General features: G+C 68.3%; 20 protein-coding genes. 11 read left to right on the forward strand and 9 right to left on the reverse strand.

What is annotated here, in order from left to right:
- Positions 1 to 75 (forward strand): 4Fe-4S dicluster domain-containing protein (locus C5F75_RS37625; protein WP_133168007.1); only part of this gene is annotated, 75 nt, incomplete at its 5' end.
- Between the two features lie 151 nt (positions 76 to 226).
- On the opposite strand, the gene aroC is transcribed toward C5F75_RS37625, so the two are convergent.
- The 3 genes from aroC to C5F75_RS11615 form a co-directional block, all read right to left on the reverse strand.
- Positions 227 to 1327 (reverse strand): chorismate synthase, encoded by a 1101-nt coding sequence (gene aroC, locus C5F75_RS11605; protein WP_059575828.1) that lies wholly within the window; start codon positions 1325 to 1327, stop codon positions 227 to 229.
- 267 nt (positions 1328 to 1594) lie between these two features.
- Complete coding sequence (locus tag C5F75_RS11610; protein WP_059575968.1) at positions 1595 to 3529, reverse strand: MFS transporter; 1935 nt, start codon at positions 3527 to 3529, stop codon at positions 1595 to 1597.
- 140 nt (positions 3530 to 3669) lie between these two features.
- Positions 3670 to 4125, reverse strand: a complete 456-nt coding sequence (locus C5F75_RS11615) for a CBS domain-containing protein (RefSeq protein WP_034207093.1) — start codon at positions 4123 to 4125, stop codon at positions 3670 to 3672.
- Positions 4126 to 4282: 157 nt separating this feature from the next.
- On the opposite strand from C5F75_RS11615, the gene C5F75_RS11620 reads away from it, so the two are divergent.
- Entirely contained in the window at positions 4283 to 4600 is a 318-nt protein-coding gene (locus C5F75_RS11620) for an Mpo1-like protein (protein ID WP_059640702.1), read from the forward strand.
- A 15-nt stretch (positions 4601 to 4615) separates the two neighbouring features.
- On the opposite strand, the gene C5F75_RS11625 is transcribed toward C5F75_RS11620, so the two are convergent.
- Entirely contained in the window at positions 4616 to 5944 is a 1329-nt protein-coding gene (locus C5F75_RS11625; RefSeq protein WP_104012261.1) for a YihY family inner membrane protein, read from the reverse strand.
- A 145-nt stretch (positions 5945 to 6089) separates the two neighbouring features.
- Here C5F75_RS11625 and wrbA point away from each other — a divergent pair, with 145 nt between their 5' ends.
- Genes wrbA through C5F75_RS11645 form a run of 4 tightly spaced genes read left to right on the forward strand, consistent with a single transcriptional unit; the run spans position 6090 to position 9404 of the window.
- Positions 6090 to 6710 carry an NAD(P)H:quinone oxidoreductase gene (gene wrbA / locus C5F75_RS11630; RefSeq protein ID WP_059575834.1) on the forward strand — a complete coding sequence of 207 codons (621 nt, stop codon included), beginning with the start codon at positions 6090 to 6092 and terminating at the stop codon, positions 6708 to 6710.
- On the forward strand, positions 6707 to 7099 hold the full coding sequence (locus C5F75_RS11635) for a DUF2069 domain-containing protein (protein ID WP_059575836.1): 393 nt from the start codon (positions 6707 to 6709) through the stop codon (positions 7097 to 7099). Before wrbA ends, C5F75_RS11635 begins: the two co-directional genes overlap by 4 nt.
- 18 nt (positions 7100 to 7117) lie before the next feature.
- A complete protein-coding gene (locus tag C5F75_RS11640) occupies positions 7118 to 8539 on the forward strand; it encodes an FAD-binding oxidoreductase (protein WP_059575838.1) in 1422 nt (473 codons plus the stop codon).
- Between the two features lie 25 nt (positions 8540 to 8564).
- Positions 8565 to 9404 carry a metallophosphoesterase gene (locus C5F75_RS11645; RefSeq protein WP_104012262.1) on the forward strand — a complete coding sequence of 280 codons (840 nt, stop codon included), beginning with the start codon at positions 8565 to 8567 and terminating at the stop codon, positions 9402 to 9404.
- A gap of 59 nt (positions 9405 to 9463) precedes the next feature.
- On the opposite strand, the gene C5F75_RS36735 is transcribed toward C5F75_RS11645, so the two are convergent.
- Positions 9464 to 9616, reverse strand: a complete 153-nt coding sequence (locus C5F75_RS36735; RefSeq protein WP_167351608.1) for a hypothetical protein — start codon at positions 9614 to 9616, stop codon at positions 9464 to 9466.
- 117 nt (positions 9617 to 9733) lie between these two features.
- Complete coding sequence (locus C5F75_RS11650; protein ID WP_059640691.1) at positions 9734 to 10675, reverse strand: LysR family transcriptional regulator; 942 nt, start codon at positions 10673 to 10675, stop codon at positions 9734 to 9736.
- Positions 10676 to 10811: 136 nt separating this feature from the next.
- On the opposite strand from C5F75_RS11650, the gene C5F75_RS11655 reads away from it, so the two are divergent.
- From C5F75_RS11655 to C5F75_RS11670, 4 genes are read left to right on the forward strand one after another with little or no spacing between them, the layout of a single operon-like run.
- Entirely contained in the window at positions 10812 to 12425 is a 1614-nt protein-coding gene (locus C5F75_RS11655; protein ID WP_146075201.1) for an efflux transporter outer membrane subunit, read from the forward strand.
- Positions 12426 to 12439: 14 nt separating this feature from the next.
- On the forward strand, positions 12440 to 14644 hold the full coding sequence (locus C5F75_RS11660) for an FUSC family protein (RefSeq protein ID WP_104012264.1): 2205 nt from the start codon (positions 12440 to 12442) through the stop codon (positions 14642 to 14644).
- Positions 14641 to 14844 (forward strand): DUF1656 domain-containing protein, encoded by a 204-nt coding sequence (locus tag C5F75_RS11665; RefSeq protein WP_006476212.1) that lies wholly within the window; start codon positions 14641 to 14643, stop codon positions 14842 to 14844. The genes C5F75_RS11660 and C5F75_RS11665 overlap by 4 nt, the downstream gene beginning before the upstream one ends.
- 12 nt (positions 14845 to 14856) lie before the next feature.
- Positions 14857 to 15732: an efflux RND transporter periplasmic adaptor subunit gene (locus C5F75_RS11670; protein ID WP_060316250.1), complete on the forward strand. Its 876-nt coding sequence runs from the start codon at positions 14857 to 14859 to the stop codon at positions 15730 to 15732.
- Between the two features lie 21 nt (positions 15733 to 15753).
- Here the strand turns inward: C5F75_RS11670 and C5F75_RS11675 are convergent, their stop codons facing one another.
- A complete protein-coding gene (locus C5F75_RS11675) occupies positions 15754 to 17427 on the reverse strand; it encodes a methyl-accepting chemotaxis protein (protein ID WP_059575849.1) in 1674 nt (557 codons plus the stop codon).
- 385 nt (positions 17428 to 17812) lie between these two features.
- Between C5F75_RS11675 and C5F75_RS11680 the strand changes: the two genes are divergently transcribed.
- Positions 17813 to 19048, forward strand: coding sequence for an MFS transporter (locus C5F75_RS11680; RefSeq protein ID WP_059640682.1), 1236 nt, complete (start codon positions 17813 to 17815; stop codon positions 19046 to 19048).
- A gap of 75 nt (positions 19049 to 19123) precedes the next feature.
- Here C5F75_RS11680 and C5F75_RS11685 read toward each other — a convergent pair whose 3' ends face one another.
- On the reverse strand, positions 19124 to 19918 hold the full coding sequence (locus C5F75_RS11685) for a 5'-methylthioadenosine/adenosylhomocysteine nucleosidase (protein WP_407641347.1): 795 nt from the start codon (positions 19916 to 19918) through the stop codon (positions 19124 to 19126).
- Complete coding sequence (locus C5F75_RS11690; RefSeq protein ID WP_059575855.1) at positions 19918 to 22281, reverse strand: UvrD-helicase domain-containing protein; 2364 nt, start codon at positions 22279 to 22281, stop codon at positions 19918 to 19920. Before C5F75_RS11690 ends, C5F75_RS11685 begins: the two co-directional genes overlap by 1 nt.
- Between the last annotated feature and the right edge of the window lie 126 nt (positions 22282 to 22407).

A 22407-nucleotide genomic window follows, 5' to 3' on the forward strand; every position in this document is an offset into this window, starting at 1 on the left:
ATCAAGGACCCGACGCAGAACATCGTGTGGGTCACGCCCGAAGGCGGCGGCGGGCCGAATTACCCGAACATGTAACGACCGGAACGCGCCGCCACGAGCGGCGCGTTTTGCGTGGGTCACGGCATACCGCCGCAAACGAAACGGGGCGCTGCATCACGCAGCGCCCCGCTTGCATTCATCGTTTGCCGGACGAGGCGACACGCGCCGCGCCCCAACCTGCTTCGTATCAGGTCGCGCTGCCGGCGATCTTCGGCGTCGACGTCTCGACGTCGCCGCACTGCGCACGATGGCGCAGCGCATGGTCGATCAGCACCAGCGCGAGCATCGATTCGGCAATCGGCGTCGCACGAATGCCGACGCACGGATCGTGGCGGCCAAAGGTTTCGACCGTCGCCTCTTCGCCGGACTTCGTGATCGAGCGGCGCGGCGTGCGAATGCTCGACGTCGGCTTGATCGCGATCGACACGGTGATGTCCTGCCCCGTCGAAATCCCGCCGAGCACGCCGCCCGCGTGGTTGCCGACGAAGCCGGCCGGCGTCAGTTCGTCGCCGTGCACCGAGCCGCGCTGCGCGACGCTGTCGAAGCCCGCGCCGATCTCGACGCCCTTCACCGCGTTGATGCTCATCATCGCCTTCGCGATATCGGCATCGAGCCGGTCGAATACCGGTTCGCCCCAGCCGACCGGCACGCCCGACGCGACGACATCGATGCGCGCGCCGATCGAATCGCCGTCCTTGCGCAGCGCATCCATGTACGCCTCGAGCTCCGGCACGACCGCCGCGTTCGGCGAGAAGAACGGGTTCTCGTGCACATGCGACCAGTCGACGAACGGCACGTCGATCTCGCCGAGGGCGCTCATGTAGCCGCGCACCTCGACCCCGAAGCGCTCGCGCAGCCACTTCTTCGCGACCGCGCCGGCGCCGACGATCGGCGCGGTCAGGCGCGCGGACGAGCGGCCGCCGCCGCGGTAGTCGCGGATGCCGTATTTCTGCCAGTAGGTGTAGTCGGCGTGGCCGGGACGGAACGTCTCGACGATGTTGCCGTAATCCTTGCTGCGCTGGTCGGTGTTGCGGATCAGCAGCGCGATCGGCGTGCCGGTCGTCACGCCTTCGAACACGCCCGACAGGATCTCGACCTCGTCGGCCTCCTGCCGTTGCGTCACGTGCCGCGACGTGCCCGGCTTGCGGCGATCGAGTTCGACCTGGATGTCGGCTTCGGTCAACCCCATCCCCGGCGGGCAGCCGTCGATCACGCAGCCGATCGCGGGACCGTGCGATTCGCCGAAGGTCGTGACAGTGAAAAGCGTGCCGAGGGTATTGCCGGACATGATGGAACCGCCCAAAGAGAAATGGGCAAACCGATGCGCTGCCGGGGCCGCGGGCAGGTCGATCGTTTGCCGGTCGAAAAAGAGGTAAACCGCTATTATGCCAGCCGTCCCGGGCCCGCGGGCCGTGTGAACCGTTCAGATCACCCGGGCAGGCCGTGGCCGCGGCGTGGCCTGCGGTCGCTCGGCCGCACCGGGGCCGGGCAGGCCGTGCGGCTCGCCGCGCTCGTCGCTGCGCGGCAACCGGCAACCCGCACCCGGCCGCCCCGCCTACTTCCGCGCGCCGCGCAGCTCGGTCACTGCCGCCTGCAGCGCTTCGGGCGTCGCCATCGACGCCGGGATCGGCTCGCCGACCGCCAGCGTCAGCCGGCTCATCACGCCGCGCTTGATCGGCCGCGGCATCCGCGCATCGGCATGCCGCGAAAAATAGCTGCCCCACAGCCCGCGCAGCGCCATCGGGATCACCGGCGCCGGCGTGCGGCTCAGGATCTCGGTGATGCCGTGGTGAAACGTGTTGATGTCGCCCGTCTTCGTCAGCTTGCCCTCGGGGAAGATGCACACGAGTTCGCCGTCCTTCAGTGCTGCCTCGCACAGGTCGTACGCACGCGCGAGCATCGCGGCATCCTCGTGGCGCGGCGCGATCGGGATCGCCTTCGCGTGCCGGAATACCCAGCTCGCGAAACGCGTCTTGAAGATCCGGTGATCCATCACGAAACGAATCGGCCGGGGGCTCGCGGCGGCCAGCACGAGCGCATCGACGTAGCTCACGTGATTGCACACGAGCACCGCCGCGCCTTCCGCCGGAATCCGCTCCGCGTGCACGAGGCGGATCCGGTAGAACGTATGCACGAGCACCCACGCGACGAAGCGCAGCAGGAACTCGGGCACGAGCAGGTAGATATACGTCGCGACGACCACGTTCAGCAGCGCGGTGACGAGGAACAGCCCCGGGATGTCGACGCCGGCCTTGGTCAACCCCATCGCCATCACGGCCGACAGGATCATGAACAGCGCGTTGAGGATGTTGTTCGCGGCGATGATCCGCGCGCGGTGGGTCGGCGCGCTGCGGCTCTGGATCAGCGCGTACAGCGGCACGCTGTAGAAGCCGCCGAACATCGCGAGCAGGAACAGGTCGGCGAGAATCCGCCAGTGGCGCGCACCGGCCAGGAATTCGCCGACCGACAGCAGATGGCCGGGCGACGGCAGCGCGTGGCTCGCGAAATACAACTCGATGGCGAACACGCTGATGCCGATCGAGCCGAGCGGCACGAGGCCGATCTCGACGCGCCGCTGCGACAGCCGCTCGCACAGCAGCGAGCCGAGGCCGATGCCGACGGAGAAGGTCGCGAGCAGGATCGTGACGACGTCGGGGCTGGCGGACAGCACGTCCTTCGCGAAATTGAAGAACGACGTGAGGAACGTCGCGCCGACGAACCACAGCCACGAGATGCCGAGCAGGCTCAGGAACACCGTGCGGTTCTGGCGCGCGAGCTTCAGGTTGCGCCAGGTCTCGCTGACCGGGTTCCAGTTGATCACGAGGTCGGGCTGCGGCGCGGGCGTGGGCGGCACGCGCTGCGCGACGAGCCGCCCCGCCAGCGCGATGACGACGACGCTCACCGCGAGCACGCGTTCGCCGCTGCCTTCGATGCCGGCCGCCGCGCCGCCGATGATCGTGCCGATCAGGATCGCGATGAACGTGCCCATCTCGACGAGCCCGTTGCCGCCGACCAGCTCATGTTCGCCGAGATGCTGCGGCAGGTACGAATACTTGACGGGCCCGAACAGCGTCGAGTGCATGCCCATCATGAACGTGCACAGATACAGCAGCGTCGCGCTGTGCGTGACGAAGCCGGCCGCGCCGACCAACATCAGCACGATCTCGAACGATTTCACGAAACGCGTGAGAGTCGCCTTGTCGTATTTGTCGGCGATCTGGCCGGAGGTGGCCGAGAACAGCACGAACGGCAGAATGAAGATCGCGGAAATCAGGAATGCGGCCGTCTTCGCATCGACGCCGGAAAACCGTGCGGTGTGATACGTGACGAGCGACGTGAAGCCGATCTTGAAGACGTTGTCGTTCAGCGCGCCGAGGAACTGGGTCGTGAAGAACGGCGCGAAGCGGCGCTCGCGCAGCAGGTCGAACTGCGATGCGTGGGCGCGCCGTTCGTCGCGCCGCCCCGAAGTGGCTTGCGTGTGATCGCTCATGCGGAATACGCGCGCATCGTCTGGGCGAAGCTGCGCGGGCCTCGTGTCGTTGTTGAAAAAAAAAACGGCGCAGGCCATGCCTGCGCCGCCGCGTGCCGGATGGCGGCGCCCATGCATCGACGTGCCGGGCGCGGCGCGATTCACGGCTTGTGCGCTTCGGCTTCCGATTCCGGCCAGTCGCGGATGTATGCCTTCAGCATCCGGTTCTCGAAGCTCTGCGCCTCGACGACCGTCTTCGCGACGTCGTAGAACGAAATGACGCCCATCAGCACCTTCTTGTCGAGCACCGGCATGTAGCGTGCGTGACGCTCGAGCATCATCCGGCGCACTTCGTTGACGTCCGTTTCCGGCGTGCACGTGAGCGGCTCGTCCATCACCTTGCGCACCTGCACGTCGCCGATCGCGCCGCCATTTTCGCGCAGGCGCAGGATGATCTCGCGGAACGTCAGCATCCCGACGAGATCGCCGTACTCCATCACGACGAGCGAACCGATGTCGTGTTCGGCCATCGTATCGACCGCTTCGCGCAGCGGCTTATCGGGCGTCACGGTAAACAGCGTGTTGCCCTTCACTTTCAGAATATCGCTGACGCGCATCGTAGTCCCCTCATGCTTGAATGCAAAATCTCTTTCGATCCTATCGGAAAGCCTGCCAAAAGGAAAGCACGGGCCCGCGCGGCGGCCCGCCGCCGCTTGCGGACGCCGGCCGCCCGCCGCACAATGGCCTTGTGAACGACGGCCCGAGGAGACGGCCATGGCGCATACGCATACGGAGCAATTCGCCAGCTTCGCTGACTTCTACCCGTATTACCTGAACGAGCACCGGAACCTGACGTCGCGGCGGCTGCACTTCATCGGCTCGCTCGGCGTGATCGGCTGCGTCGCGATGGCGGTCGCGACCGGCCACTGGCCGTGGCTGCCGGCGGCGGTCGTGTGCGGCTACGGGTTCGCGTGGGTCGGGCACTTCTTCTTCGAGAAGAACCGCCCGGCCACGTTTCGGCACCCGATCTACAGCCTGATGGGCGACTGGGTGATGTTCAAGGACATCTGCACCGGCAAGATCCCGCTGTAGCCGCCCGCCCCGCCTTCACGCAGGCCGCGGCGGCCGCGCGTGCGGATCGTCCACGCGCGGCGCCGCGCCGGCGCTCCCGGCCGGCTGCCCGCCCGCGAGCCGGTGCGCGGCGATCAGCGATGCGAGCGTCACGTCGAACCGGTCGCTCGACAGCACCGCGAGCAGCGCCGCGCCTTCGACGTGGCTGCGGCGCCGCTCCAGTTGGTAGGTCAACTCCGCGCGGTCGATCACCAGCACGTCGAACAGTTGCGCGAGCGTCAGTTGCTCCGGGTTCGCGAGCAGGATGTAGCGCGGCGTGGCCTCGTCGCCGCCCTCGAGCCGCGCGACCCATTCCCGCTCCTCCATCGTCGTCAGCAAGCGCTGCGCGGTTTCCATGTCGCAGCGCAGCATCGTCGCGAGCCGCATCGCTGTGTAGCCGCGCTTGCCGGCCGCGCGCGCTTCGGCGAGCCGCGCGAGCAGTTCGAGCGCGTCGAGCAGGTCGCTCCCCGGATAATGGATGCGGTGAAACTGGCCCACCCGAATCGCCGGCAGCGCCGACGCGACCATCGCGCCGAGCAGCGCGATGAACCAGCTCAAATACACCCACAGCAGGAACACCGGCAGCGCCGCGAACGCGCCGTAGACAGCCGTATATGTCGGAATGCGTCGGACGTAGTAGCCGAAGCCGCGCTTCGCGAGTTCGAACGCGATGGCCGCGAACAGCCCGCCGATCACCGCATCGCGCCATGCGACCGCGCAGTTCGGCAGGTACACGTACAGCAGCGTGAACGCGAGCACCGTCAACGGCAACGACGCGAGCGCGAGCAGCCACTCGACGATCGACGTGGACGGCCCCGCGCCGGTGAACGCGAGCGATTGCGTGAACAGGTACGACGAGATCGACAGGCTCACGCCGAACAGCAACGGCCCGAGCGTGATCAGCGCCCAGTACGCGAGCACGCGCTGCGCGAACGGCCGCGGCTTGCGCACGCGCCAGATCAGGTTGAACGCCGATTCGATCGTCATCATCGTCATCACCGACGTGACGACGAGCACGATCAGGCCGGCCGTCGTCAGCCCCTTGGCCTTCGATGCGAACTGGTTCAGGTACTTGAAGATCTGGATGTTGAACTGCGCGGGCATCAGGTGATCGGCGAGGAACCCCTGCAGCGAGATCTGGAACGACGCGAACATCGGGAACGCGGTGAACAACGCGAACGCGACCGTCAGCAGCGGCACGAGCGCCAGCAGCGTCGTGAAGGTCAGGCTGCCCGCCACCTGCGGGATGCGATCCTCGGCGCTACGCCGGGCCGCGAACTGCGCGAGGCGCTTGATGGTATCGAGATCAACGCTCAACTTCGGCAAACGGCTTCTCCTTCTTGATGCCGCGCGCGTCACGGCGCGCCGCCGCCGCGCTGCGCGACGGCTTCAGCCCCTATAATAGCCGCTCGATTCCAGCAGGGGCCGACTGCACCGGGCATGCGCGCGGCCGCACGCGGCTCCGTCGCCCATGAAAGACATTCTCGTCCTCTATTACAGCCGCCACGGCGCCACGCGCGACCTCGCGCTCGCGATCGCGAACGGCATCGACAGCGTGCCGGGCATGCAGGCGCGCGTCCGCACCGTGCCGCCCGTGTCGGCCGTCTGCGAAGCCACCGCCCCCGACATCCCGGCCGACGGCCCGCCCTACGCGGAACTGCGCGACCTCGAGGAATGCGCGGGCCTCGCGCTCGGCTCGCCGACCCGCTTCGGCAACATGGCCGCGCCGCTCAAGTATTTCCTCGACGGCACGACGCCGCAATGGCTGTCGGGCGCGCTGACCGGCAAGCCCGCGAGCGTGTTCACGTCGACGGGCAGCCTGCACGGCGGCCAGGAATCGACGCTGCTGTCGATGATGCTGCCGCTGCTGCATCACGGGATGATGATCGTCGGGATCCCGTACACCGAATCCGCCCTCAGCACGACCCGTACCGGCGGCACACCGTACGGCGCGTCGCACGTCGCGCAGCACGATCGGTCGTCACCCGGCGGACTGTCCGCGGACGAGAAGGCACTCGCGGCCGCGCTCGGCGTACGGCTCGCGCGCGCCGCCGCGGCCCTTTCCAGCGCCCAGGCCGCCGAGGCGGCATGAACGCCCCCGCCCGCTCCGCCGTCGCGGCCCGGCCGCACTACGCGCTGGCCGCCGCCGCGTGTCTCGTCGCGCTGATCGCGCTGTCGCTCGCGTGGGAGCTGTGGCTCGCGCCGCTGCGCCCCGGCGGCTCCGCGCTGATGCTCAAGGCCGTGCCGCTCGCGCTCGCGCTGCCCGGCGTCTGGCGGCGTAACATCTATACGATGCAGTGGGCGAGCATGCTGATCCTCGTCTATCTTGCCGAAGGCATCGTGCGCGGCATGTCCGATCGCGGGCTGTCCGCGACGCTGGGCTGGTGCGAGACCGCGCTTGCCGTCGGCTTCTTCGTCGCGGCGCTGGCTTACGTCGCGCCGTTCAAGCGCGCGGCGAAAAAGCCGCGCGCCACGTCCTGACCCTTACGCGACAAGGTGATGATGTCCTCCGAAGCTTTCGTTTCCGCGTGCCGCGACGCGATCGGCGCCGACCACGTGCTGACCGATCCGCACGATACCGAACCGTTTCTCATCGACTGGCGCCGCCGCTACAAGGGCGCGGCGTGCGCGGTGCTGAAGCCCGCGAACACGGCCGAAGTCGCCGCACTCGTGAAGCTGGCCAACGCGCACGGCATCGCGCTCGTGCCGCAGGGCGGCAACACGGGGCTCGCGGGCGGCGCGACGCCCGATGCGAGCGGCAGCCAGGCCGTGCTGAGCGTCGCGCGCCTGAACCGCGTGCGCGCGCTCGATCCGCACAACAACACGATCACCGTCGAAGCCGGCGTGATCCTCGCCGACGTGCAGGCGCGCGCCCGCGAAGGCGGCCGGCTGTTCGCGCTGAGCCTCGCGGCGGAAGGCAGCTGCACGATCGGCGGCAACCTGTCGACCAATGCGGGCGGCACCGCGGTGCTGCGCTACGGCAACGCGCGCGAGCTGTGCCTCGGGCTCGAGGTCGTGACGCCCCAGGGCGAAATCTGGGACGGGCTGCGCGGGTTGCGCAAGGACAACACGGGCTACGACCTGCGCGACCTGTTCATCGGCGCCGAAGGCACGCTCGGGATCATCACGGCGGCCGTGATGAAGCTGCATCCGCTGCCGGCCGCGCAGGTCACGGCACTGGCCGCGCTCGAATCGCCGCACGCGGCGCTCGATTTCCTCGCGCTCGCGCAGCGCGCGGCCGGACCGCTGCTGACCGGCTTCGAGCTCATGTCGGATTTCTGCATGCAGCTGGTCGGCAAGCACTATCCGCAACTGCGCTACCCGTTCGCGCAAACGCATGCGCAGACGGTGCTGCTGGAGCTGTCCGACAACGAAAGCGAAGCACATGCGCGCGCGCTGTTCGAGAAGCTGATGGAAGAAGCGTTCGAGGCCGGGCTCGTGGTCGACGCGGTGGTCGCGGAGAACCTCGCGCAATCGCGTGCGTTCTGGGACCTGCGCGAGCACATCCCGCTCGCGCAGGCCGACGAAGGGCTCAACATCAAGCACGACATCGCGGTGCCGATCTCGTCGATCGCACGCTTCATCGACGAGACCGACGCGGCGATCCAGCAGGCCGCGCCGGGCGCGCGAATGGTCACGTTCGGCCACCTCGGCGACGGCAACCTGCACTACAACGTGCAGATGCCCGAAGGCGGCAATGCGAAGGCGTTCCTGGCCGCGTTCCAGGTGCCGATCAACCGGATCGTCTACGACAACGTGCACCGCCACCACGGCACGATCAGCGCGGAGCACGGCATCGGCCAGTTGAAGATCGACGACGCGCAACGCTACAAGTCGCCGGTCGAAACGGCGCTGATGCGCACGCTGAAGACCGCGCTCGACCCGCGCGGCCTGATGAATCCCGGCAAGGTCCTGCGCTGAAGCCGCCTACTCCGGAGCCAATCCCGTGAAAGTCCGCGTCCTGTCCGACCTGCATCTCGAAAGCAACCTGCCCGACGCGATCCCGCATGCCGACGCGGATCTCGTCGTGCTGGCCGGCGACATCCACAATCACGCGGAAGGCCTGCGCTGGGCCGCCGAGACGTTCGACCCCGCGGTGCCGGTGATCTACGTGCCCGGCAATCACGAGTACTACGACGGGGAATTCGGCGCGCTGGAAACGGCGATGCGCGACGCGGCGCATGCGCTCGACAACGTGCACTACTTGAACAACGGCGTCTACGTCGATCCCGCGCAACGCTTTCGCGTGCTGGGCACGACGCTCTGGGCCGATTTCTCGCTGTTCGGCCGAGACGAAGCCAGCGTCGCGCGCGCGATCGATGCCGCGCTGCGCGTGATGCTCGATTTCAAGGGATTGATCCAGGTGACCTGGCCGCACGACGCGGCGTTGCATGCGGCAGCGAGTGCGCCGGACGCACCGGACCGGGATTTCTCGCCGGCCGACGCGATCGCGCTGCACCGGCAAGGGCGCGCATGGCTGGAAGCGCAGCTGGCGGCGCCGTTCGCGGGCAAGACGATCGTCGTCACCCATCATGCGCCGCACCGGCGCTCGCTGGCGCAACGCTATGCGGACGATCTTGCTTCGGCGGGGTTCGTGACGGACATGGCGGACCTGGTGCGACCGCCGGTGGATCTGTGGCTGCACGGCCACACGCATACGTCATTCGATTACGTGACGGACAGCGGCACGCGCGTGGTATGCAATCCGCGCGGCTACTTTCACCGGCGCACCGGCGAATGGGAAAACCCCGCGTTCGCGTGGGACAAGGTCGTCGAGCTCGGCTGAGCGCCGAGCCCGGCCCGCCGCGTGGCGCGGCCTTCCCGACCAGAAGCGTGACGGCGGGATCAGCGGCCGGGGCGGCGCGGCTCGCGCACACGGACCGGCACGGGCTTCATTTGCGCCTTCGCCTTCATCGCACGCAGCAGGTCGCGGCTCGCCGCCGCGGCGGCAACCGCGCCCAGCAGGACGCCAAGGCCGATCATCAGGTGCGTATCCATCGCTACTCCGGTGTGATGTATCTCGTTAATTCCAACAGTATCAAACTGTCCGACACGCGTTCGTAAAAAAATGTTGCGTGAAGGACAAATCTCGTCAGATTGCGGCCCACCGCGCTGTCATGTCGCATGCGTGTACTGTTCGAGCGCCGCTTCGTCCGCTTCGAGCGTGACCGGCAGCTCGTCGCGCAGGAAATCGACCCAGGTCCGGATTTTCGCGTCGAGGTACTGCCGCGACGGATACAGCGCGTAGATGTTCATCACGTGCGACCGGTACTCGGGCATCACGCGCACGATGTGCCCGCTGCGCAGCCAGCCGATCGCCGAATAGAGCGGCAGCCCGCCAACGCCCATCCCTTCCCGCACGGCCACCGCGAGCGCCTCGGCGACGTTCACGCGAAACGGCGGCGCCGTGATGGGCACGACTTCGTCGCCGTTCGGCCCCGCCAGCGCCCATTCGTCGAAGTGAAAGCCCGGCGCAACCATCCCGAGACACACGTGCTGCGCGAGGTCGGCCGGCCGCTGCGGCACGCCGTGCGACTCGATGTAGCCGGGCGATGCGCAGACGACGCTGTAGCTTTCGCCGAGCCGCTGCGACACGAGCCCAGAATCGGGCAGATCGCGGCCGACGACGATCGCGACGTCGTACCCCTCGTCCAGCAGGTCAGGCATCCGCTGCGCGAGCGTGAGCTCGACGTGCACGTCCGGATAGCGCGTGCGGTAGCGCGCGATGGCCGGCACCAGATAGTGCTGGCCGAGGCTCGTGAAGCAATGGACCTTCAGCTTGCCGGACGGGCGCGCATGCGCGTCGCCGGCCTCGGCTTCGGCCTGGTCGACGTAAGCGAGGATCTGTTCGCAGCGCTGCAGATAGCGCTCGCCGGCTTCGGTCAGCGCGATCCGGCGCGTCGTGCGGTTCAGGAGGCGCGTGCGCAGGTGGGCCTCGAGATCCGAGACCGCGCGCGACGCGTAGGCGGTGGTCGAATTCATCTGCTGGGCGGCCGCGGTAAAGCTGCCCGCGTCGACCACGCGGACGAATACCCGCATGTTTTGTAACGTATCCATCCCACTACCCGTTTGAATGCGGAGGGATTGTTGCACATCCGCTAGCCAATATTATCCCAGGATTCGTAAAAATGAGTTTCGCCGTTGCCGGTTTATTCAGGAATCGCTGAAAAATATAATCCCCCCCGACCCATCTATGTCCGAAAGGGAGAAAATCGTGCAGTCTCGGGGAAAAACAGGGACGCTCGCACTGGCGGTTCTTGCAATCTCATTAATAATGGCCGGCTGTGCGAGCATGGGCGACAACCGGACCCAGTCCACGCGCATCGAAGCGAACGCGCTCGACGCCGGCGCGGCCATCCGCGCGGCGGACCGCGACGCGGGCTGGCCCGCCGCCGACTGGTGGCGCGCGTACCGCGACCCGCAGCTCGATGCATGGATCGCCGCCGCGCAGGCCGGCAACCCCACCCTGGCGGCGGCGAGGGCACGCGTGCGCGAAGCGCAGGCCATGGCGCGCGTCGCCCGCTCGGCCGAACTACCGCAGATCAACGGCAATCTGTCGCTGATGCGCGAGCACTGGCCGGACAACGTGTACTACGGCCCGGGCCCGCTCGCGAACGCCGACACCTGGAACAATACCGGCACGCTCGGCCTGTCGTACCACCTCGACCTGTGGGGCAAGGACAAGAACGCAACCGAACGCGCGCTCGACACCGCGCACGCGACCGCCGCCGACGCACGGGCGGCGAAGCTCGAACTTGAAGTGAACGTGGTGCGCGCGTATGTGGGCATGTCGATGAACTACGCGCTGCTGGATCTCGCGCATGAAACGTTCGAACGCCAGCGCTCGCTCGCCGATCTCGCGCGCAAGCGGCTGCAGGCCGGCATCGGCACGCAGCTCGAAGTCAGCCAGGCGGAATCGACGCTGCCCGACTACGAGCGCCAGATCGACACCTATGAAGAAGCGATCCAGCTCGCGCGCCACCAGCTCGCCGCGCTGGCCGGCAAGGGCCCGGGCGCCGGCGACGCGATCAAGCGGCCGCAGCTCGCGCTCGATGCGCCGGCCGGCCTGCCGTCGGCGCTGCCGGCCGACCTGCTCGGCCGCCGCCCCGACGTCGTCGCGGCGCGCTGGACGGTCGACGCGCAGGCGCGCGGCATCGACGTCGCGAAGGCGTCGTTCTACCCGAACATCGACCTGCTCGCGACGGTCGGCGGCTTCGGCGTGACCGCGCCGTTCACCGACTTCCTGCGCGCGATGAATGGCGGCTGGACGGCCGGCCCCGCGCTGTCGCTGCCGATCTTCGAAGGCGGCCGGCTGCGTGCGCAGCTCGGCGCCGCGAATGCCGGCTACGACCAGGCGGTCGAGCGCTATAACCAGACGATCGTCGGCGCGCTCAAGGACATCGCCGACCAGGTCGTGCGGATCCGCTCGCTCGATACGCAGAAGAAGGACGCCGCGCGCTCGGTGGCGGCCAACAATCGCAGCTATCAACTGTCGCGCGAAGGCTTCCGCCGCGGGTTGACCGATTACGTGAACGTGCTGGTCGCGCAACAGCAACTGCTGCGCGCGCAGGAGACGGCCGCCCGCATCGACGCGGAACGCCTCGCCGCGCACGCGCAGCTGATGGCCGCGCTCGGCGGCGGGGTCGAGACGGGCACGGATGGCCGGGGCGACCCACCGCCGAAGGACGAAGCCGCCGTCGGCGCCGCCGCGCCAGCCGCCGCATCGGGCACGAAGCCCGCGGCCCGCGTCGGCCGGCCCGCGCAGGTCGCAACCGCCGACGCGTCCGCCGCGCCGGACGCACGGTAACGCGGAGCGCCGCCATGTCAGCCTCCTCCCCCGCTTCCACGCCCGCCGGCGGCCCATTCGCGGCCTGGTACGCCGCGTTCGGCGACTGGGCCCGCACCGACGGCGCCGCGTGGCTCTACCTGTTCAAGGCGCTGCTCGCCGCGTTCATCGCGACCGGCGTGTCGATGCGGCTCGACCTGCCCGCGCCGAAAACGGCGATGACGACCGTCTTCATCGTGATGCAGCCGCAAAGCGGCGCGGTGCTCGCGAAGAGCTTCTACCGGGTCGCCGGCACGATCTTCGGGCTGATCGCGACGCTCACCTTCGTCGGGCTGTTCCCGCAGCAGCCGCAACTGTTCCTGCTGGCGATCGCGCTGTGGATCGCCCTGTGCACGGCGGGCGCCGCGCGCAACCGCAACTTCCGCAGCTACGGCTTCCTGCTGGCCGGCTACACGACCGCGCTGATCGGCCTGCCCGCGTCGCAGCACCCGGACGGCGCGTTCATGAGCGCGCTGACGCGCGTGGCCGAAATCATGGTCGGGATCGTGTCGGCCGGCGTCGTCAGCGCACTCGTGTTCCCGCAGTACACGGGCGAGCAGATGCGCACGACGGTACGCAAGCGCTTCGGCACCTTCGTCGATTACGTCGCGTCGACGCTTTCGGGCCAGCTCGACCGTGCGCATATCGAAACCATCCATACGCGCTTCGTCGCCGACGTGGTCGGGTTCGAGGCCGCGCGCAGCATGGCCGTGTTCGAGAATCCGGACACGCGGATGCGCAGCGGCCGCCTCGCGCGGCTGAACAGCGAGTTCATGAGCGCGTCGAGCCGTTTCCATGCGCTGCATCAGTTGATGAACCGGCTGCATGCGACCGGCGCGCAGGCCGCGATCGACGCGATCGAGCCGTACTTCCGCGAAATCGCGCCGCTGCTGCTGACGCCCGCCGGCGAACCCGTGCGCACGGCAACCGACGCGGCGCATACGGCCGAACAATTGCTCGCGTGGCGCGACGCGCTGCCGCGCCGCATCCGCGCGACGCGCGCGACGCTCGAAACGCAGCCGGCGTTTCCGCTGCTCGACTTCGATACGGCCGCCGAGCTGCTGTACCGCTTCATCACCGACCTGCGCGAGTACGCAGCGACCTACGCGTCGCTGTCGAGCGCGACGCACGAGCGCGAACGCTGGATCGAACGCTACGAGCCGCGCACCAACGCGACGGCGACGGCGATCGCGGCGATTCGCACCGCGATCGTGATCCTCGTGCTCGGCTGGTTCTGGATCGAGACCGCCTGGCCAAGCGGCGTGACGATGACGCTGACGGCGGCGTCGGCCTGCGCGCTCGCGTCGTCGGCGCCGCGCCCGACAGCGATGGCCGCGCAGATGGGCATGGGCACGGCACTCGCCGTCTGCACGGGTTTCCTGCTGATGTTCGGCATCTACCCGCACATCGACGGCTTCCCGCTCCTGTGCGTCGCGCTCGCGCCGCTGCTCGCCATCGGCATCTACATGTCGTTGAAGCCGAAGCTCGCGGGCTACGGGATGGGCTACCTGATCTTCTTCTGTTTCCTCGCCGGCCCGGACAACGTCACGCACTACGACCCGACGAGCTTCATGAACGATGCGCTCGCACTGGTGCTGTCGATGCTGGTGTCGGCGATCGCGTTCGCGGTACTGTTCCCGCCGACCGCGCCGTGGCTCAAGAAGCGGCTGTTCGCCGATCTGCGCCATCAGGCCGTCGCGGCCGGGCACGCACGGCTCGCGGGCCTGCGCACGCGCTTCGAAAGCGGCGCGCGCGACCTGATGTACCAGGCGCATACGCTGTCGGCCGACCAGCCCGACGTGCAGCGCGACGCACTGCGCTGGATGTTCGCGGTGCTCGAAGCCGGCAACGCGACGATCGACCTGCGTCACGAGCTTGCGGCGCTGCCGCCCGACCCGCGCTATGCGAGCACGATGCCGTGGCGTCGCGCGATCGAGACGATGCGCACGGCGCTGTCGGCGCTGTTCTCGAAGCCGAGCGCCGCGCGCTTCGACGCGACGCTCGCCGCGACCAATGCGGCGATCGACGCGACCCGGCAAACGCTCGACGCGGTCGAGCCGTCGCGTGAAGAGCGCCACCGGCTGCAGCGCATCCTGAGCCATCTGCATTTCGTGCGGACCGCGCTGCTCGACCCGGAATCGCCGCTCGAGCCGCTCAACCGCAACCGCCCCGTGCGTCCCCAACCAGGAGCCTCGTCATGATGCCGCGTGAAATCGCCATTCTCGATGCCTACATGCCCACGGTGGTGCTGATGTTCGTCCTCGGCGCGATCGCGACCTGGGCCGTCGACCGCCTGCTCGCCTACACGGGCCTCTACCGTCTCGTCTGGCACCCGTCTCTGTTCCGGGCCTGCCTTCTCGTCTGCATTTGCGGCGGACTGAGTCTTGCCGTTTACCGTTGATTCCGAACCATCATGATGCTCAGAAAACTCTTCGGCTTCGTCGCGACCGCCGTCATCCTTCTCGTCGCGATCCTGATCGGGCGCTCGCTGTGGGTGCACTACATGGACGATCCGTGGACGCGCGACGGGCGCGTGCGCGCGGAGATCGTCAACGTCGCGCCGGACGTGTCGGGCGCGATCGTCGAGCTGCCCGTGCATGACAACCAGCTCGTGAAGAAAGGCGACCTGATCATGCAGATCGATCCGTCGCACTACCAGATCGCGGTCGAGCAGGCGCAGGCGGCGGTGGCCGCCCGCCGCGCGGAACTGCAGATGCGCCGCGACGATGCGGCCCGCCGCGCGGACCTCGATGCGCTCGTCGTGTCGAAGGAAAACCGCGAGAACGCGGCGCACAGCGCATCGAGCGCCGAAGCACAGTACCAGCAGGCGCTCGCCGCGCTCGACGCCGCGAAGCTTAACCTCGAACGCACGCGCGTCGTCGCGCCGGTCGACGGCTACATCACGAACCTGCAGACCTTCAAGGGCAACTACGCGGTGGCCGGCCAGGCGAAGCTCGCGATCGTCGACAGCCACTCGTTCTGGGTCTACGGCTACTTCGAGGAAACCAAGCTGCCGCGCGTGAAGATCGGCGCGCCGGCCGAAATGCGGCTGATGAGCGGCGGCGTGATGAAGGGCCACGTCGAGAGCATCTCGCGCGGCATCTACGATCGCGACAACCCGCAAAGCCGCGACCTCGTCGCGGACGTGAACCCGACCTTCAACTGGGTGCGTCTCGCGCAGCGCGTGCCGGTGCGCATCAAGATCGACGAAGTGCCGGCCGACGTGGTGCTGTCGGCGGGCACGACCTGCACGGTCATCATCGATCCGGACAAGCAGAAGAAGCGGTAATCGGCGGGGCGCGCCGCACGGTCAGTGTGCGATGCGGAAGCGCCCGACCAGCGCCTTCAAGGCCTGCGCTTGCTCGTCGAGCGCGTTCGCGGCCGCGGCCGCCTGTTCGACGAGCGCCGCGTTCTGCTGGGTGCCGGCGTCCATCTGCGTGACCGCGCGGCCGATCTCGTCGATCCCCGCGCTCTGCTCGTCCGACGCCGCCGAAATCTCGCCGATGATGTCGGTCACGCGCTTGACCGCACGCACCACGTCGTCCATCGTGCGGCCGGCGTCGTGCGCGAGCGCCGCACCGTTCGCCACGCGCTCGACCGACGCGCCGATCAGTTCCCGGATCTCCTTGGCCGCGGTCGCCGAGCGCTGAGCGAGCAGCCGCACCTCTCCGGCGACCACCGAGAAACCGCGCCCCTGCTCGCCGGCGCGCGCGGCCTCGACCGCCGCGTTCAACGCGAGAATGTTGGTCTGGAACGCGATCCCCTCGATCGTGCCGATGATGTCGCGGATGTTCTTCGCGCTGTCGTCGATCTCGCTCATCGTCGCGACCACGCGCCCGACGACTTCCCCGCCCGTCTCCGCCACCGCCGACGCATTGGCCGCGAGCGTGCTCGCCTGCCGCGCGTTCTCGGCGTTCTGCCGCACGGTCGACGTGAGCTGCTCCATGCTGGCCGCGGTGCGCTCGAGCGCGACGGCCTGCTGCTCGGTGCGCCGCGACAGGTCGAGGTTGCCGGTCGAGATCTCGCCGGACGCGGCCGCGATGGCTTCGGCGCTCACCGCGATCTCGCCCACGGTTGCCGCGAGCCCCGTCTGCATCTCGGCCAGCGCGCGCACCATGCTGTCGCGATCGTGCCGGCCGAGCGTGATCGGCCGCGTCAGGTCGCCGCGCGCGATGTCCGCGGCAATTTCCTTCGCGAGCGCGGGCTCGCCGCCGAGCTGCGACGCGAGGCGTCGTACGACGCGTTCGGCGATCGCGACGGCCAGCACGATCAGCGCGGCCGTCATTGCCGCGATCATCGCGAACGACGACGAAAAAATGGTCGCGGACGCATCGAGCGTCGCCTTCGACTTTTCGCCGCGCGTCTTCACGAGTTCGGCGACGAGTTTTTCGAGCTTGCTGGTTTCGACCAGCAGCGACACGTCCTGCGTGCCGACCTGCCAGTTCATCTGCGACAGGTCGAGCGGCTGCGCGCGCACCAGCGCGACGAAATCGCGCAGATGCGCGCTCCACGTGCCAACCGCCGTCGAGAACGCGCGCAGCCGCGCCGAATCGCCGGCGTCGGCCGGATCCGCATAGCGCTGCAGCGTGCCGAGCGCCTGGCCGATCGACGCGAGCCCCGCGCTCACTTCGGCGCCGAGTTCGTCACGCTCCTTCGCGGTGGTCGCGGTCAGCAGCATCTTCTGCGCGCGGCTCGCGCGCAGCACCTCGGCCCGCACCTCCGCCGCCGCCCGGCTCGCGACGTGGCCCTGCTCGTAGACCGACGCGATCGACGCGTTCAGCCGGCTGATCTGCCATAGCGAGAACACGCCGATCGCGAGCGTACCGGCCAGCAGGATCGCGAATGCGGCGCGCAACGTCGCCTTGACGGTCCACGGCCGGCGCTCTCGGCGCGCCGCTCGCGCGCGTCGCGTGACGCGACCGGCGGCGACGTCGGATGCGGCGGCTGCCGCACCGGGCTGTGGATGCAAAGATGCTGCTTTCATCGAACTATCCCCGTATGGATCACGCTGCCGGAAAGGTCGGTCCGGCTGTCCCGCGATGGCAGGCCATGCCGCGCGTCCTGCGCCCGCCCGGCGGGCGCGCGTGTTGTCATTGGGTCGTTCTACGGCCGCCACCGCCGTTTCTTGAGTCCGGAAAAACACGCACCGGGCCCCGGCGCGGCCCCGCCGAAGGGCGGACGCGCCGCCAGCGTTATACCCGTCCAAAAAAGCACGCAGCAGCCGATCCGTCCGACGAATGTCCGATTCGCGATAAAACTTGGCCTGACATTCTTGATACGCCACATTACACTTCTTTGACGCATCAACGAATCAACCCACGCGCCGATCCCAACAGAGCGCGCCTGCCACCTCAACTCGTTCAGTTCACATGGAAACCAGCCTCGACTCCCGGGCCGGCGCAGCCGCCGCCCAGCCGTCCGCACCACCCGTTGCCCGCACCGTCTACCCGGTGCTCGGCGCGATCAGCTTCTCGCACATGCTCAACGACATGATCCAGTCGTTGATCCTCGCGATCTACCCGATGCTCAAGAGCCAGTTCGCGCTGTCGTTCGCGCAGATCGGCCTGATCACGCTCACTTACCAGATCACCGCGTCCTTGCTGCAACCGCTCGTCGGCCTCTATACCGACAAGCGGCCGAAGCCGTATTCGCTGCCGGTCGGCATGGGCTTCACGCTCGCGGGGCTGCTGCTGATGTCGGCGGCGTCGAATTTCCCGATGCTGCTCGTGGCCGCCGCGCTCGTCGGCTGCGGCTCGTCGGTGTTCCATCCCGAATCGTCGCGGGTCGCGCGGATGGCGTCGGGCGGCCGGCACGGGCTCGCGCAGTCGGTGTTCCAGGTGGGCGGCAATGCAGGCTCCGCGCTCGGGCCGCTGCTCGCCGCGCTCGTGATCATTCCGCACGGCCAGCACAGCATCGCGTGGTTCTCGGCGGCCGCGCTCGTCGCGATGATCGTGCTCACGCAGATCGGCCACTGGTACAAGAAGCATCCGTCGATGAAGAAGAAGGCCGCGTCGGCCGGCCACCCGACGCTGTCGCGCGGCCGCGTGATGGGAGCGATCGGCGTGCTGGTGCTGCTCGTGTTCTCGAAGTACTTCTACCTCGCGAGCATCAACAGCTATTTCACGTTCTACCTGATCGACAAGTTCCATCTGTCGGTGCAGGCCGCGCAGATCCACCTGTTCGTGTTCCTCGCGGCGGTGGCGGCCGGCACGCTGATCGGCGGCCCGGTCGGCGACCGGATCGGCCGCAAGTACGTGATCTGGGTGTCGATCCTCGGCGTCGCGCCGTTCACGATGCTGCTGCCGTACGCGAACCTGTTCTGGACGAGCGTGCTGACCGTGATCATCGGCGTCGTGCTGGCGTCGGCGTTCGCCGCGATCCTCGTCTATGCGACCGAGCTGATGCCCGGCAAGGTCGGGATGGTCGCGGGCCTGTTCTTCGGCTTCGCGTTCGGCCTGGGCGGCGTGGGTGCCGCCGTGCTCGGCCAGCTCGCGGACGCGACGAGCATCCCGTTCGTCTACAAGGTGTGCTCGTTCCTGCCGCTGATCGGCGTGCTGACGGTGTTCCTGCCGAACCTCGAAGGCAGCGGGCGCAAGCAGGCATGACGAAGAACGACCGGGCGCGGCGTGCACGCCGCGGCCGGTCGTCTGCTTCGAATGGGGAATCGTTCGGCGGCGGCTTCAGGCCGCCGTCGTCGCATGCAGCGTCAGGAAACGCTTGAGGATGCCGGACGAGTAGCTGCCCGCGATCGCCGACAGGAAGTGCGAGAACGATTGCGTCGCGTGGTCGTCGGCCGTATCGGAGATCGTGCGCACGAGCGCGAACGGCACGTCGTGTTCGGCGCACACCTGCGCGATCGCCGCGCCTTCCATTTCGACCGCGAGCGCGTCCGGCAGCGCGTCGCGCAGCGCGAGCACTTCCTGCTCGCTCGATACGAAGCGGTCGCCGCTGATGACGAGCCCGGCGTGCAGCGCCGCGCCGGCGAGCCCGAAGCGTTCGGCGAACCGCGCGCCCTCTTCGTCGACGAACAGCGCGCACGCGGCTCGCAAGCGGGCCGTCAGCGCCGCGTCGGTCGCGAAACGCGTGATGCCGAGCAGCGGCACCTCGTAGCGCGGAAAGAGCGGCGACGCGTCGAGATCGTGCTGCAGCAGCGTATCGGCCACGACGACGTCGCCGACGCGCACCGTGCGCGACACACCGCCCGCGACGCCGGTAAACACCACGCCCGACACGCCGAACACGTGGATCAGCGCGCTGACCGTCGCGGCGGCCGCGACCTTGCCGACCCGCGCGAGCGTGACGACGCAGGCCGCGCCGTGCACGGTGCCGACGTGATAATCGCGGCGGCCGAGCGTGACCGTCTTCATCGCGCCGTCGGCGCGCATCGCGGCGATCAGGTCGCCGAGTTCCTCCGGCAGCGCGGCCAGAATGCCGAGCGGACGCGCGGCAGGCGCAACACCCAGGTCGACGTCCATCATTCCACCGCCTGCAGTTTCGCGACCGCGAGCGCGAGCCACTTCTCGCCGTGGCGCTTGAACTTCACCTGCGCCTTCGCATCGGTGCCGTTGCCTTCGAGCGCGGTGACCGTGCCTTCGCCGAACTTCGTATGGAATACCTGCTGGCCGACCCGGAAGCCGGCGTCGGCCGCGCGCTGCTTGTCCGCGAACGCGGGCAGCGGCGCGGACACGGCCGCATCGACGATCTGCTCGCGACTGCCGCCGCCGGGGCGCGCGAACCAGTCGCGCCCGTAACCGGCGTTGTCCGAGCGCCCGCCCCAGCGCGAGCCGGCCTCGACCTTCGGCGTGAGCCACTTCAGCACGTGCTCCGGCAGTTCGTCGAAGAAGCGCGAGCGCACGTTGTAGCGGGTCTGGCCGTGCAGCATCCGGCTTTGCGCGAACGACAGGTAGAGCCGCTCCTTCGCGCGCGTGATCGCGACGTACATCAGCCGGCGCTCTTCCTCGAGGCCGTCCGATTCGAGCACGCTGTTCTCGTGCGGGAACAGCCCTTCCTCGAGCCCCGTGATGAACACGGCCGAGAACTCGAGCCCCTTCGCCGCGTGCACGGTCATCAGCTGCACCGCGTCCTGTCCGGCCTGCGCCTGGTTGTCGCCGGCCTCCAGCGACGCGTGCGACAGGAAGCCGGCGAGCGGCGTCATCGTGTCGGGGTTCTGGGCGGGGTCGGCGGGCGACGCCGCATCGAGCACGTCGAGCGCCGGATCGTCGGTCGCCGTGCCCAACTCGGGCGCCGCGATCGCGCCCGCGCGCAGCGGGATCGAGCGAGCCGGCGTGTCGAGCCCGTAGCCTTCCTCGGCGATGAACGCGGTGGCCGCGTTCACGAGTTCCTGCAAGTTTTCGAGGCGATCCTGGCCTTCGCGCTCGCCCTGGTAGAAATCGGCGAGACCGCTCGCGCGCACGATGTGCTCGACGGTGTCGGGCAGATTCATATGCTGCGTGTCGGCGCGCATCTTCGCGATCAGGTTCGCGAACCCGCCGAGGCTCGTGCCGGCCTTGCCCGTCACGTACGGAATCGCGGCGGCCATCGAGCAGCCGTACAGGCGCGCCGCGTCGGCCAGTTGCTCGACCGAGCGCGCGCCGATTCCGCGGGTCGGGAAGTTCACGACGCGTGCGAATGCGGTGTCGTCGTTCGGGTTGTCGATCAGGCGCAGGTACGCGAGCGCGTGCTTCACTTCCTGCCGCTCGAAAAAGCGCAGGCCGCCGTACACGCGGTACGGAATGCCGGACGACATCAGCGTGTGCTCGATCGAGCGCGACTGCGCGTTGCTGCGGTACAGGACGGCCACTTCGCTGCGCGCCATCCCGGTATTGATCAGCGAACGGATCTCCTCGACGATCCAGCCGGCCTCCTGCGAATCGGTGCTGGCTTCGTACACGCGCACGGGCTCGCCATGGCCGGCGTCGGTGCGCAGGTTCTTGCCGAGGCGGTGCGCGTTGTTCGAGATCAGCTGGTTCGCCGCATCGAGAATGTTGCCGTGCGACCGGTAGTTCTGCTCGAGCTTGATCAGGTTGCGCACGCGGAACTCGTCTTCGAAGTCGCGCATGTTGCCGACGTTCGCGCCGCGGAACGCGTAGATCGACTGGTCGTCGTCGCCGACCGCGAAGATCGCGTTCTCGCCGCCTGCCAGCATCTTGAGCCACGCGTACTGCAGCTTGTTGGTGTCCTGGAATTCGTCGACGAGGATGTGCCGGAAGCGCGCCTGGTAATGCGCGCGCAGCGGCGCGTTGTACGCGAGCAGTTCGTAGCAGCGCAGCAGCAGCTCGGGGAAGTCGACGACGCCTTCGCGCTGGCACTGCTGGTCGTACGCCTGGTACAGCTCGACGAACTTGCGGTTGAAGTTGTCGGTCGCGTCGACCTTGTCCGGGCGCAGCCCCTGCTCCTTCGCGTTGTTGATGAAGTACTGGACGTTCTTCGGCGGGTACTTTTCGTCGTCGACGTTCGCCGCCTTCATCAACCGCTTGATCGCGGACAACTGATCGGCCGTGTCGAGGATCTGGAAAGTCTGCGGCAGGCCGGCGTCGCGCCAGTGCGTGCGCAGCATCCGGTTGCACAGGCCGTGGAACGTGCCGATCCACATCCCGCGCGTGTCGATCGGCATCATCGCCGACAGGCGCGCCATCATCTCGCGCGCGGCCTTGTTCGTGAAGGTGACGGCGAGCACGGTGGGCGGCGATGCGTAGCCCTGCTGGATCAGCCACGCGATGCGCGTGATCAGCACGCGGGTCTTGCCGCTGCCCGCCCCTGCGAGGATCAGCGCCGGTTCGTTCGGCAACGTGACGGCGGCGAGTTGTTCGGGGTTCAGATTGGCGAGCAGATCGGGCATGGAGCGGCAGCTGACGGGCGAGAAAAATGCGGACCCGACATTATAAGTCCGTCGCGTGCAATGCCGTGGCCGACCGATGTGGCATCGCGTCCCGACGATGCCACTTTCCTGCCGGCGACGGCTTCG

It is taken from the genome of Burkholderia anthinoferrum (assembly GCF_002925705.1).
Taxonomy (GTDB): domain Bacteria; phylum Pseudomonadota; class Gammaproteobacteria; order Burkholderiales; family Burkholderiaceae; genus Burkholderia; species Burkholderia semiarida.